Annotated in this window: 9 protein-coding genes and 1 other RNA gene; 2 read left to right on the forward strand and 8 right to left on the reverse strand. The window is 61.6% G+C overall.

From position 1 onward, the window contains the following. The first annotated feature begins 23 nt into the window (after positions 1-23). On the forward strand, positions 24-395 hold the full coding sequence (locus BM416_RS06780) for a VOC family protein (protein ID WP_092486727.1): 372 nt from the start codon (positions 24-26) through the stop codon (positions 393-395). Here BM416_RS06780 and BM416_RS06785 read toward each other — a convergent pair. After that, entirely contained in the window at positions 309-1268 is a 960-nt protein-coding gene (locus tag BM416_RS06785; RefSeq protein ID WP_092486730.1) for a DMT family transporter, read from the reverse strand. The two genes, BM416_RS06780 and BM416_RS06785, sit on opposite strands and share 87 nt — an antisense overlap. A 102-nt stretch (positions 1269-1370) precedes the next feature. On the opposite strand from BM416_RS06785, the gene BM416_RS06790 reads away from it, so the two are divergent. Next, a complete protein-coding gene (locus tag BM416_RS06790; RefSeq protein WP_065946879.1) occupies positions 1371-2234 on the forward strand; it encodes a LysR family transcriptional regulator in 864 nt (287 codons plus the stop codon). A 64-nt stretch (positions 2235-2298) separates the two neighbouring features. On the opposite strand, the gene BM416_RS06795 is transcribed toward BM416_RS06790, so the two are convergent. The 7 genes from BM416_RS06795 to smc all read right to left on the reverse strand — a co-directional run bounded on the left by BM416_RS06795 (position 2299) and on the right by smc (position 12788). Continuing rightward, complete coding sequence (locus BM416_RS06795) at positions 2299-2889, reverse strand: hypothetical protein (RefSeq protein WP_092486733.1); 591 nt, start codon at positions 2887-2889, stop codon at positions 2299-2301. Position 2890: 1 nt separating this feature from the next. Then, positions 2891-3937, reverse strand: coding sequence for an N-acetylmuramidase family protein (locus tag BM416_RS06800; protein WP_092486736.1), 1047 nt, complete (start codon positions 3935-3937; stop codon positions 2891-2893). Positions 3938-4180: 243 nt separating this feature from the next. Further along, an RNA gene (gene ffs, locus BM416_RS06805) (signal recognition particle sRNA small type) lies at positions 4181-4277 on the reverse strand. Positions 4278-4423: 146 nt separating this feature from the next. Further along, on the reverse strand, positions 4424-5590 hold the full coding sequence (locus BM416_RS06810; RefSeq protein WP_092486739.1) for a zinc-binding metallopeptidase family protein: 1167 nt from the start codon (positions 5588-5590) through the stop codon (positions 4424-4426). Between the two features lie 133 nt (positions 5591-5723). Beyond that, the gene (ligA, locus tag BM416_RS06815; protein WP_092486742.1) at positions 5724-8090 is read right to left on the reverse strand and encodes an NAD-dependent DNA ligase LigA; all 2367 of its coding nucleotides are present in this window, start codon (positions 8088-8090) and stop codon (positions 5724-5726) included. Positions 8091-8176: 86 nt separating this feature from the next. Continuing rightward, positions 8177-9040 carry a cell division protein ZipA gene (gene zipA, locus BM416_RS06820; protein ID WP_092486744.1) on the reverse strand — a complete coding sequence of 288 codons (864 nt, stop codon included), beginning with the start codon at positions 9038-9040 and terminating at the stop codon, positions 8177-8179. Positions 9041-9299: 259 nt separating this feature from the next. After that, on the reverse strand, positions 9300-12788 hold the full coding sequence (smc, locus tag BM416_RS06825; RefSeq protein ID WP_092486747.1) for a chromosome segregation protein SMC: 3489 nt from the start codon (positions 12786-12788) through the stop codon (positions 9300-9302).

The raw sequence follows: 12788 nt of genomic DNA on the forward strand, positions 1-12788 counted from the left end.
ACGCCCGTTCTCAAGGAGACCACATGAACCCCCTCGCCCATTACTTCCTGCTGTACGTCGACAGCCCAGCCACCAGTGCCAATTTCTACAGCCGCCTGCTGGGCAAGCCTCCGGTCGAATTGAACCCGACCTTTGCCTTGTTCATTCTGGACAACGGGGTAAAGCTCGGGCTGTGGTCGCGTCATACCGTCGAGCCGGCAGCCCGGTTCACGGGCGGTGGCGGTGAAGTGGGCTTCTCGCTGCATGACACGGCCGCCGTGGACGCGTTGCACGACCAATGGGTAGAACGGGGCGCCCTCATCCTCCAGTCACCGACGCCCATGGACTTCGGTTATACCTTCGTCGCCCAGGACCTCGACGGCCACCGCTTGCGCGTCTTCTGCCTGAACGACTGATCGCCAGCGCCCTTCCAGGCTGATGGCCGCCACGCTGGCCGGCACGATCACAGCGCCCAGCATCACCTGCACGGCAATGTGCTCGCCCAGCAACGTCGCGGCCATCACCATTGCCACCGGCGGGATCAGGTACATCGCCACCGACGCGCGGCTGACCTCCACATGCTTCAACACATACCCCCAGGCCAGATACGCCAAGGCGCTGGGGAAAATCCCGAGCACCAGCACCGCCACGTTCTCCGCCAACGGCGCCTGCACCACTGCAGCCGGCAGGCCTGGCAGGTTCACACACAGCATCAGAGTGCCGGCCCAGACCATGTAGCACGCCATGGTCAGCGGACTGTAGCGGTGGGCATAGTGCTTCTGCAGGGCGAAATACACGCTCCACGACACCGCCGCCAGCAGGATCAACAAGCCACGCGGGTCGATCTCACCCAGTCCCTGATCCCCCCAGATCACCACCAGCACGCCGAGCAGCCCCAGCAAGACGCAGCCCCAGCGCCAGGCACTGACCCGCTCCTTCAGGCAGAAAAACGCGATCAACACACTGAACAACGGCGCCGACTGCGCCAGGACGCTGGACGCCGCTGCCGTTACCCACTGCTGTCCGTAATTGATCGCAGTGTGATGCAGGAACACGCCGAAGAACCCCAGCACCAGCAACCACGGAACATCCCGCAGGCGCGGCCGGCCGATGCCCATCACCAGTGCCACACCGCCCATGAACAGCGAGGCAATCAAAAACCTTAACAACGCCAATTGGCCGGGACTGTAGCTGTGCAGCCCCATGTGCACGCCAATCGGCGAATAGGCCCAACACAGGATGACGCTGGCGATGACTAGCGTAAGCTTTACAGGTGAAGGGGCATTCATCGACGGCGTCCAGAAACCGGGAAGGAGTGCCGTCAGTCTTGGCCCGGGCAAGGCGCAGGACAATTAACCGTTTCTGACTTCTGCAATCACTGGAACTGAGCAATGGAACTGGCCCAACTGAAAATGGTGCGAGCCGTGGCACAAACCGGCAGCGTGGCCCAGGCGGCCGTGCTGCTGCATTGCGTGCCGTCCAACATCACCACGCGCATCAAGCAGCTGGAAGGCGAGCTGGGCACACCGCTGTTCATCCGGGCCGGGCGTGGACTGGCCATCAGTGCCGCCGGTGAGATTTTCCTGGATTACTGCGAGCGCATCCTGGCGCTGGTGGATGAGTCCAAACGCGCCGTGGACGCCAATGCCATTCCCCGTGGCACCTTGCGTATCGGCGCGGTGGAGTCCAGCGCCAGCGGGCGTTTGCCGCCCCTGCTGGCGGAGTATCACCGGCGCTACCCCGATGTCAGCCTGGAACTGGTGACCGGCGCCTGGGGCCCGTTGCTCGACGACCTGCAACACCACCGCCTGGATGTGGCGCTGGTGGCCGCCGGCAACAAACGCACCAAGCTCGAACACAGCGTGGTCTACAGCGAGCGCCTGGTGCTGATCGCCAGCGCGTCCAGCGCCCCCATCAGTGGCGCCGAGGACCTCGCCGGCCGCACCCTGCTGGTATGGCCACCCGGCTGCCCCTATCGCGCAGCCCTGGAAAACTGGGTCAAGCCCCATGACTTCAAGCCGACTATCGCCAGTTATGCCAGCTGGGGCACGATCATCGGCTGCGTCAGCGCGGGGATTGGCGTGGCGTTGGCGCCGGAAGGGATCCTGGCCCGCTATGAGCAGGCCAATCAGCTGGCGTCCTATCGATTTGAAGAGCTGGCGGCCGTGGATAACCTGCTGTTCTGGCACAAAGACACCCAGCGGCATCTGGCCAGGGACGCATTTGCCGAGCTGTTGCGGGAGACTTTTGGCTGACACAAATCAAAAAGGTGGAACGGACTTGCGTCCCCCCACCTTTCGATTTCAAGCGTCTGCGCAATCAGCTTTCCGGAGCGGTCAACCGTGTGTACTGATCCTGGCTGATCCAGCCACTGAACGAGCGGTCGTCGGCATTGATGAACTCGACCTGTGCCCAACCGTCCTTGAAGGCCAGCACACCGACCACATCGCGCTTGACGATATACGGACGCTTGGCGGCCTTGGCGCCTGGGGCCTTGAGCAGGTAAGCCTTGTCGGCAGACACCGTCACCAGGCCGATCCACTTTTTGCTGGCGGTCTGGGTCAGGTCCAGGCCGGTGGCAATCTCCGGCATCAGCACATTCAGGCAGCCGGGGTGCTGGCGGCCCTCTTCCACCGTCAGGGTCACGCCATCGGACGAAGGCGCCAGGCTGCCGGGATGAGCCTCGTCAAGCCACGTGGTGAGCGCCTCAGGCTTGCCTTGCAGGTAAAACGCGCAACGGCGGGTGACGCCCTCGCCCATGGCTTCCGAATAGAACCCTTCGACCTGATGCTCCGGCGTCACCGCCAGCATCAGCCCTTCGTACTTGCCCGAATGCAACGCGGCCGAACCGGCCAAGGCAGGGCCCACGGCGCACAACGACAACACACCTATCGCTAGAAAACGGATCATCCTATTTTTTCCCTTCAAGTTTTTCGTAGGCTTTTTGCATAAGGACGTCGTAGTTGCCGTAGTCCTCGCCGTTATAGTTACGCGCCATGCTGGTAAAATCCTTGGCTTTCATGGCCTTCATCAATGCCGGGCTCTTGCTGCAAAAACCGAGGAAGGCTTTTAGTTGGTTGCCGGCATTTACCTTTAATGCTGCGGCGAACTCAAACACCGTCTTGTAACCGCACGACGCGTAGTTGAAGCCCATGATCTGGAACATGCCCCACGACGCCGACATGAGTGCCGCTTCCTGGTCCAGGGCAAACGCGGTGGCCATGGTTTCCCAAGCCTTGACCTGGTCCTTGTTATTGGCCTGCCACTGTGGCCCGGCCTTTTTCTTGTAGGGGTAGGACAGCAGCGGGTGCGCCTGGTCGTAGATGTGCTTGGTGTACTTGCGAAACAAGTGCCCTTCAAACGCGATCACCGGCAACTTGGCCGGCCCGAACCCGGAACGCCCACCTGATTCCACGGTGGCGAAGGCCTTGATGATATTCACCGAAATACCGCTGCCCAACTGCGTGGCCGCATTCTGGAAGTCCGTTTCGCTGAGGGTCATGCCCCCGTCGCACGTGGCCTGGAGCATCAATTGCCGGTTACGCCGCTCGGCCTCGATCATCGCGCGCATGCGGTCCAGGTACACATTGACCGTGGCCTGCACCGCATCGCCCTGGTTGTTGCCGAATGCATTGAGAAAACTCGGTATGCGCATCGTCGGGAAGGCTTTCACCGGCACCTTCACCGCCTCTTCGATCAGGCTGTTGAACGTACGACCGGTGGGGTCGACCACGCCATCGGGATGGGCATACTTGAGGTGGCGAAACTGGTATTGGCTGATGCACTGCACCAACTGGCCATCGCATTTGCCGTTCTCGGCCAGCGGGAAACCCATCTTGGGAATGATCAGATTGAATAAATACTGGATGCACTGCACATCGGCGGGCAAGTTGCGGGCTTTACCCGGCGCACCTACCGAGGCACTGATAAGACGGGGTAACCCTTGCAGGCTTTTCATCACAGACATCCTTGTTAGTTAAAGAAGTGATGGCACTTCAATATCAATTCGGTGCCCTCGTCATACTCTGTAACAAGTGGCCGGCGGAAACTAACAAGGCGGTTTGGGGTTGTCCAGAGGGGTGTTGGAAAGTTGTGAAACAACCATCATCGACCGCGCAATAAAACATCGGCAGTTGACTGAAAACAGGTCATTTGGATTTGAATCGAAGGGGGACGGCAAGGAAGAGCGTTATGGAGGCAACCCCACCAGCCACACCCCGGCACACAATGTTCCCGCTGTGGCTGCTGCCTTCCGGCTCTGACCAGGTTCACGGGTAATCGTTGCGGGGGGACCGATGGGGTCACCATAACGACGCTGGCCTCTCGGCAAGCGGGGCCATTGTACCGATCTCATCGGAAGTTACAACCGTTGGCGAAGGATTAAAAATATGAAGGGGTTCAAGCACTTGCCATGGCCGTCAGCATCCCCTCCCACAGGGGTTCATCATTGTGCCTGCAACACCTCGTCCGCCCGGCCACCCTCTTCCTGGATCACCAGGTGGATGAAGTGCAGCTTGGCAATCACCGCCGGTGGCAGCACGAATGGGTAGAAGTCCGGCTGGCCCATGGCGCGGGACAGTTCATTGAGCATGCCGGCCAGTTCGATCCAGGCGTTGACGAAGGACAGGAATGCCACGCCGCCGGGATGTTCGGGGTCGTAGAGGGTGGTGAGGGGGAATGGCTGGTAATCCAGGTCCATCTCACGGGCGCTCATGCCAAAGCCCAGGGCGGTGTCGACGGCGTCCATCATGTGCAAGTAGTGGGCCCAGGTTTCGGCCCAGTCTTCCCAGGGGTGCATGGTGGCGTAGGCACTGACGCAGGTTTGCTGCCAGTCGGGGCGCGGGCCGTTCTGGTAGTGCTGATCGAGGGCCTCGGCGTAACTGGCGCGTTCGTCGCCGAACAGGCTGCGAAAAGGCTCCAGCCAGTGGCTGTTGGCGATCAGACGGTCCCAGTAATAGTGGCCGACCTCATGGCGAAAATGGCCCAGCAAGGTGCGATAGGGTTCGCGCATCTGCACGCGGATTTTTTCGCGGTGGGCGTCGTCGGCTTCCTTGATGTCGAGGGTGATCAGGCCGTTGGCATGCCCGGTCATGGGCGCGTTGCCTTCCAGATCGATGCCGACGAAGTCGAACGCCAGGCCGCTGTCCTCGTCGACGCTCTTGGGCACCACTTGCAGGCCCAGGCTGATCAACTGCGCCACCAGCCGACGCTTGGCGGTCTCCACCTTGCGCCAGCGCTCAGGGTTCTCCGGGATCGACAGGTCAGGGATGGTGCGGTTGAGGCTGCACGCCACGCACAGCGGTGCGGTGCTGTGGGCGGGGATCAGCCAGTTGCAGGCCGCCGCGGTGTCGAGGTTGGCGCAGCGGCGGAAGGCGCCGGCGTCGAGGTTGTCATCCTGTAGCCAGGTGCCTTCCACGGGCCCAGGCTGCAAGGAGGACAAGCGGCTTTGCTGCGCCTGATAACCCAGCAGCGCCTGGCAAGCCAGGCATTGGCTGTTGCGAAAGAACAGCGCTTGCCCGCACCGACACTGCCACACCTTGCCGTTGCGCGAGGTTTCGGCCATGAACGGTGCGGCGATGCGCGAACTGAGTTGCTCGAAGTAGCGGAACATGGCGATCTCTCCCTGGGTGACTGAGACTAGATCATCTGGGACTCAGGATCGTTCCACTTTCTTCAAGGGCGGCTTCGCAGCCCGGCGCGGGCGGTGCGACGATTCGACAAGCCCGCTCACCACCGGCGCCGCGTCAGACCGAAATGTTGTGTTTGGCCAGGAACGCGACAAAGGCCTCTTCGTCCAGCACCTTCAACCCCAGTTCGCTGGCCTTGGCCAACTTGGAGCCGGCACCCGGCCCGGCCACGACGCAATGGGTCTTGGCCGACACGGAACCGGCCACCTTGGCGCCGAGGCTTTCGAGCTTATCCTTGGCCACGTCGCGACTCATCAGCTCCAGGGAGCCGGTGAGCACCCAGGTATGCCCTGCTTCGGGCAGACCTTCAACCACCTTCTTCTCGCTCTGCCAGTGCATGCCGAAGTCCTTGAGCTGCTGCTCGATGGCCAGGGCATGGCTGGCGTTGTCCGGGTTATCGAAAAACTCGCGCACGGCCTTGGCCTGCTTCTCCGGCAGCGCCTGGCGCATGTCGAGCCAGTCCGCCTTGATCACGCCTTCCAGGCTGCCGAACTTGTCCGCAAGTTTCTGCGCGGCGCCGGGGCCGACGGAGGGTACGTGCAGCTTGTCGAGGAAGCCGCCCAAGGTGGTACTGGCGGCGAACTCGGCGCTCAGCTCGCCCTGATCCTGCAATTGCAGGCCGCATTCATCAGGCGACAGCAACGCGCCGATAACTTCCTGGTTGTGGCTGTCTTCGAAGAAACTGTGGATCTCATGGGCCACTTCCAGGCCCACATCCGGCAGGTACGTCAACACTTCCGGCAAGGCCTTCTGCACACGCTCAAGGGACGCCAGGGAGCGCGCCAGCACCTTGGCCGTCTCTTCGCCCACGTCGGGAATGCCCAGGGCGTAGATAAAGCGCGCCAGGGTCGGGGTCTTGCTGTTTTCGATGGCGGTGATCAGCTTCTTGCTGGAAATATCGGCAAAGCCTTCCAGGTCGATGATCTGCTCGTACTTGAGTTTGTAGAGGTCGGCCGGCGAACCGATGAGTTTTTCATCCACCAGTTGCTCGATGGTTTTGTCACCGAGCCCGTCGATGTCCATGGCCCGGCGCGAGACGAAATGGATAATCGCCTGCTTTAGCTGGGCACCACAGGCCAGGCGCCCGACGCAGCGGTACACCGCGCCTTCGCTGACGGTTTCCTTGCCCTTGCTGCGCTTGACCAGTTGCGTGCGCTCCACATGGGAGCCGCACACCGGGCAGCTTTCGGGGATCTGCACCGCACGGGCGTGTTCCGGGCGGCGCTCGGTGACCACGGAGACAACCTGCGGGATCACATCCCCGGCACGCCGGATGATCACGGTATCGCCGATCATCAAGCCCAGGCGCGCGACTTCATCCATGTTGTGCAGGGTGGCGTTGGACACGGTGACGCCCGCCACCTTGACCGGTTTCAAGCGCGCCACTGGGGTTACGGCGCCGGTGCGGCCGACCTGGAACTCTACGTCGAGCAACTCGGTGAGTTCTTCCATGGCCGGGAATTTGTGCGCGATGGCCCAGCGCGGTTCGCGGGCTCGGAAGCCCAGTTCACGCTGGGAGGCAATGCTGTTGACCTTGAACACCACGCCGTCGATTTCATAGGGCAGGCTGTTACGACGCTCGCCGATATCGCGGTAATAGTCCAAGCACTCCTGGATGCCATTGGCCAGTTTCAACTCATGGCTGATGGGCATGCCCCACTTCTGCAGTTGCTTCAAGTTACCGATATGGGTGTCGCTGATATCCCCGGTTACCTGGCCGATGCCGTAGCAGCAGAACTCCAGCGGACGGCTGGCGGTGATCTTCGAATCCAGCTGACGCAAGCTGCCCGCCGCCGCATTACGCGGGTTGGCGAAGGTCTTGCCGCCGACTTCCAGTTGCGAGGCGTTGAGCCGCTCGAAACCGGCCTTGGACATGAACACTTCGCCGCGCACTTCCAGGGTCGCCGGCCAGCCGCTGCCGTGCAGTTTCAACGGGATATTGCGCACGGTGCGCACGTTGACGCTGATGTCCTCGCCGGTGGTGCCGTCGCCACGGGTGGCGCCGCGTACCAATTCGCCATCCTGGTAAAGCAGGCTGACCGCCAGGCCATCCAGCTTCGGTTCGCAGCTGTATTCCACCGCCGCGCCACCGCCGAACAGATCACCCACGGGCAGGTCGAGCCCCTCGGTGACCCGGCGATCAAATTCCAGCATGGTGGTTTCATCAAACGCATTGCCCAGGCTGAGCATGGGGATCTCGTGACGCACCTGGGTGAAGGCTGACAATGCCGCACTGCCGACCCGCTGCGTCGGTGAATCACGCGTCACCAGCTCCGGATGCTCGGCCTCCAGGGCCTTGAGCTCGTGGAACAGGCGGTCGTATTCGGCGTCCGGAATGCTTGGCTCATCGAGCACGTGGTAACGGTAGTTGTGCTGATCCAGTTCAGCGCGCAGTTCGAGGATGCGGGTGTGGGCGGCGGTCATGGGTGTTCTCTCATAAAGCAAAAGAGCAGCCGAAGCTGCTCAAATGTTGGTGCGCTTATTCTAATGACAACGCTGGAAACCAATCCTCAGCGTTTCTGTGTCAGGGCGCGACGCTCGAACTCGACGATGCGCTGACGGTAGTGTTCGATGGTCTGGGCGGTCAGGACGCTGCGTTGGTCGTCCTTGAGCTCGCCGTTGAGTTCCTGGGACAGCTTGCGGGCAGCGGCCACCATCACGTCGAAGGCTTGTTTCGGGTGACGCGGGCCCGGCAGGCCGAGGAAGAAGCTCACCGCAGGGGTGCTGAACAGGTCGATGTCGTCCAGGTCGAAAGTGCCTGGCTTGACCGCGTTGGCCATGGAGAACAGCACTTCGCCGTTGCCGGCCATGCTTTCGTGGCGGTGGAAAATATCCATCTCGCCAAAGCGCAGGCCGCTTTCGAGGATGTTCTGCAACAGGGCCGGGCCCTTGAAGCCGGCGGCGTCGCGGCAGATCACGCTGATCACCAGCACTTCTTCGGCGGCAGGCTGATCGTTGACGGATTGACGCGGCGCATTCTTGCCGGCGTTTTCATCCGGGAAATCGTTATCACGGCTGCTGAAGCTCGGGCCTTCATCGACATCGAGGTTCAGGTCACCCTGATGGGGTTCGGCAACAGCTGCACTGGCGCGCTTGCCACGCTTGGACGAGGGCTCGCGGGCTTCACGCACCGGCGCACTCATCGACGGCAAGTCATGCTCGTCCAGTTGCGGCTCCTTATGGGTATCCAGCACACGGGGCGGCCCCAGCAGCTCGGCACTGCCGTCGTCGTCGGGCAAGTTGGACAGGTTGCGGTCCAGACGGAATTTGAGCTTGCCCTTGCCACCGCGCATGCGGCGCCAGCCATCAAAAAGAATACCGGCAATGACAATGATGCCGATGACGATCAGCCACTCGCGCAGACCGATTTCCATGTAATCCCGTGCCTCTAATAAAAAATGCTGAAAAATAAGGGGTTTAGCACCGTGCAAACCGCTTTAAAACGTGGCGCCAACTCTATGTTCTGACTGACGTTTTGCCCACGCATACGAAAAATTGACATTAAACTAGCACGACCAAAGATAACTTTACACCGTCTGTCAAAATGCCTTGAACAAATATGTCCATTTGCCACTTTCACTCGGCCGGTAAATCACCTGACATCGCGCTGAAAACTTTCTCTCATGCCGCAGCTCAGGATTCCACCATCGCCATCGCTTCTTCGACATCCACCGCGACCAAACGTGAACAACCCGGTTCATGCATTGTCACCCCCATCAACTGATCAGCCATTTCCATGGCGATCTTGTTGTGGGTGATATAGATGAACTGCACCGTCTGGGACATCTCCTTGACCAGTCGGGCATAGCGTCCAACGTTAGCGTCATCCAATGGTGCATCAACTTCATCGAGCATGCAGAACGGCGCCGGGTTCAACTTGAAGATGGCAAACACCAGGGCCAATGCGGTCAGGGCTTTTTCGCCGCCGGACAACAAATGGATGGTGCTGTTCTTCTTGCCCGGAGGCCGCGCCATGATCGTTACCCCTGTATCGAGTAGATCTTCGCCCGTCAGTTCCAAGTAAGCGCTGCCACCACCGAAAACTTTCGGGAATAACGCCTGTAAACCGCCATTAATCTGATCAAAGGTATCTTTGAAGCGATTACGGGTTTCCTTGTCGATCTTGCGGATCACGTTTTCCAGGGTGTCCAGGGCTTCCACCAGGTCGGCGTCCTGGGCATCCAGATAACGTTTGCGCTCGGACTGCTGCTGGTATTCATCGATGGCCGCGAGGTTGATCGCGCCCAGTCGCTGGATACGTGCGGCAATCCGTTCAAGTTCTTCCTCGGCTTCTTTCTCGCTGGCCTGGGCGTTCAAGGTATTGAGCACGCCATGCAAGTCGTAGCCGTCTTCGAGCAATTGGTCTTGCAGGGCCTTGCGGCGCACGGTGAGGGCTTGCCATTCCATGCGCTGTTGTTCGAGCTGGCCGCGAATCAGCTGGGATTGCTGCTCGGCCTGGGTCCGGCGTTTTTCCGCATCGCGCAGTTCGCGGTCGGCGTCTTCCAGGGCGATCTGTGCGGTTTTGAGTTCCTCGTCGACGGTCATGCGCTTGTCGAGCAACTCTTCAAGCTTGAGGCGCAGCTCTTCCAGCGGCGCTTCGCCCTCCTCCAGGTTGAGGCTCAGTTGCTCGCGTTTTTCGGTCAGGCGTTCGGACTGCATCTCCAGGCGTTCAAGGGCCTGGGCCGTGGACGCGTGCTGGGCCTTGAGCGAACCCAGGCGCACGGCCAACTGATGGGCGTGGTCCTTGTGCTGGCGGGCTTCCTGGCGCACGCGGTCGAGGCGCTCGCGCAGGCTGTCACGCTGGGCCAGCAGCAATTCACGCTGCTCGGTGTCCATGGCCATGCTGTCGAGGGCCTCCTGCAGCTGCAGGCGCGCTTCGCCGATCTGTTCGTGTTCGAGGGCGCGCTGCTCGCCCATCTCGGCCACTTCTTCGTCGAGGCGGGTGCGGCGCAGGGTCAGTTGCTCGGCCTTGGCTTTGCTCGCGGAAAGCTGGGCTTTCAATTCGCCTTGCTGGCGCGCTTCGTCCTGCAACAGGCGCCGCAGGTGTTCGCGGCCGGTCTCTTGCTGGCGCTGGGTGGCGCGCAGGGTTTGCAGTTCGGTTTCGAGGCTTTCCAGGGTGGCTTCGCGTTCTTCGCGCTCGGCGATCAGGTTGACGATTTCCTGGCCACGGGCCAGAACGCCGCTTTCCGCTTCACTGGCGCGGCGCACCCGCAGGAAGTGGCGGCCGACCCAGTAACCGTCGCGGCTGATCAGGCTTTCGCCGCCCGCCAGTTGACCGCGCTGGGCCAGGGCCTGTTCCAGGGACTCCACCGGCTTGACCTGGCCCAGCCACGGCGACAGGTCAATCGCCGCTTCGACCTTGTCCAGCAGGCTGCCCGGCACTCGCGTGCCATCAGCAGCAGGGCTGAGCAGACGCAGATCGCCCTGGGCAAAACCGGCCAGGTCGAAGCCGCCAAAATCATCCACTAGTACGGCTTGCAGGTCGGCGCCTAGAACGGTCTCTACCGCCAGTTCCCAACCGGCTTCAACTTTCAAGCCTTCGGCCAAGCGCGGACGCTCGGCCAGGTGCTGGTCACGCAGCCATTCGGCGGTGCCGGTGCCTGGGTCCAACGCTGCTTGCTGCAAGGCTTCAAGGGACGCCAGGCGGCCGTTAAGCCGCTGCAAATCGCCCTGGGCCTGCTGCTGGGCCTGGGTCGCCTGTTGCAGTTGCTGACGCAATTGCTCCAGGCGCTCCACTTGTTGTTCTTCGCTGGCTTCCAGCTCCTCCAGGGTCATTTCGCTTTCGGCCAGTTGCTCGCTCAGCTCCATGATCGCCGCGTCTTCCGGGTCGGCGGCAAGCAGCACGCGCTCTTCCTGCAGACGACGCTGGCGCTCGGCCAGGCGCTCCATGCTGGTTTCCAGTTGCTGGATACGCGACTGCTGCACCTCGGCCTGGCGCCGCGGTTCGGCGGATTGCAGGTTGAAGGCGTCCCACTGCTCCTGCCAGCCGTGCATGGTGGTTTCGGATTCTTCCAGCGCAGCGGCGGCCTCTTCGGCAGCGGCGTTGGTGATTTCCCGCTCGGGGGTGAGCATGTCCAGCTCTTCGCCCAACGTCAGCAGCAAGGTGCGGTCGTGGCCCAGGTGCGATTCGGTTTCCAGGCGCGCGCGTTCGGCTTCCTTCAAATCGTCCTGCAACTGACGCAGGCGCTGCTGGCCGTGCTGGATGCTTTGCTCGACCCGGGCAATATCACCGCCCACCGAATAGAAGCGGCCCTGCACCAGATTGAAGCGCTCGGACAGGTCATGGTGCCCGTCGCGCAGGCGCTCGATGGCGGCGTCGGCATTGCGCTGTTCGGCCACCAGCGCTTCAAAGCTGATTTCCTGGGTGCCGATGATCGCTTCGCGCTGGCCCACCTGATCGTTCAACGCCTGCCAGCGCAGGGCCGACAGTTGCGCCTTGAGCTGGCGCTCTTCGCCCTTGTATTCCTGATACTTCTCGGCCGCCTGGGCCTGGCGGTGCAGGCGCTCCAACTGGCGCTCCAGCTCTTCGCGCAGGTCGGTGAGGCGGGCGAGGTTTTCATGGGTGCGGCGAATACGGTTCTCGGTCTCGCGGCGGCGCTCCTTGTACTTGGAGATGCCGGCTGCTTCTTCGATAAAGTTGCGCAGGTCTTCGGGCTTGGCTTCGATCAGCTTGGAGATCATGCCCTGTTCGATGATCGAATAGCTGCGCGGGCCCAGGCCGGTGCCGAGGAAGATGTCGGTAATGTCCCGGCGTCGGCACTTGGTGCCGTTGAGGAAGTAACTGTTCTGGCTGTCGCGCGTCACCTTGCGGCGGATGGAGATTTCCGCGTAGGCCGCGTATTCGCCGATCAGGGTGCCGTCGGAGTTGTCGAACACCAGTTCGATGCTGGCCTGGCTCACCGGCTTGCGGCTGGTGGAGCCGTTGAAGATGACGTCGGTCATCGACTCGCCACGCAGGTTTTTTGCCGAGCTCTCGCCCATCACCCAGCGTACGGCGTCGATGATGTTCGACTTGCCGCAGCCATTGGGCCCGACCACTGCCGCCATGTTACTGGGGAAGTTCACCGTGGTCGGGTCGACGAAGGATTTGAACCCCGCCAGTTTGATGCACTTGAGCCGCAC

Origin of the sequence: Pseudomonas sp. NFACC42-2 (assembly GCF_900116055.1) — a bacterium.
Lineage (GTDB): Bacteria > Pseudomonadota > Gammaproteobacteria > Pseudomonadales > Pseudomonadaceae > Aquipseudomonas > Aquipseudomonas marginalis.

What these genes read in the sequence shown, in the direction of transcription:
- BM416_RS06780 (WP_092486727.1), top strand. Translation starts at nt 24, where the DNA reads ATGAACCCCCTCGCCCATTACTTCCTGCTGTACGTCGACAGCCCAGCC.
- BM416_RS06785 (WP_092486730.1), bottom strand. Translation starts at nt 1,268, where the DNA reads ATGAATGCCCCTTCACCTGTAAAGCTTACGCTAGTCATCGCCAGCGTC.
- BM416_RS06790 (WP_065946879.1), top strand. Translation starts at nt 1,371, where the DNA reads ATGGAACTGGCCCAACTGAAAATGGTGCGAGCCGTGGCACAAACCGGC.
- BM416_RS06795 (WP_092486733.1), bottom strand. Translation starts at nt 2,889, where the DNA reads ATGATCCGTTTTCTAGCGATAGGTGTGTTGTCGTTGTGCGCCGTGGGC.
- BM416_RS06800 (WP_092486736.1), bottom strand. Translation starts at nt 3,937, where the DNA reads ATGAAAAGCCTGCAAGGGTTACCCCGTCTTATCAGTGCCTCGGTAGGT.
- BM416_RS06810 (WP_092486739.1), bottom strand. Translation starts at nt 5,590, where the DNA reads ATGTTCCGCTACTTCGAGCAACTCAGTTCGCGCATCGCCGCACCGTTC.
- ligA (WP_092486742.1), bottom strand. Translation starts at nt 8,090, where the DNA reads ATGACCGCCGCCCACACCCGCATCCTCGAACTGCGCGCTGAACTGGAT.
- zipA (WP_092486744.1), bottom strand. Translation starts at nt 9,040, where the DNA reads ATGGAAATCGGTCTGCGCGAGTGGCTGATCGTCATCGGCATCATTGTC.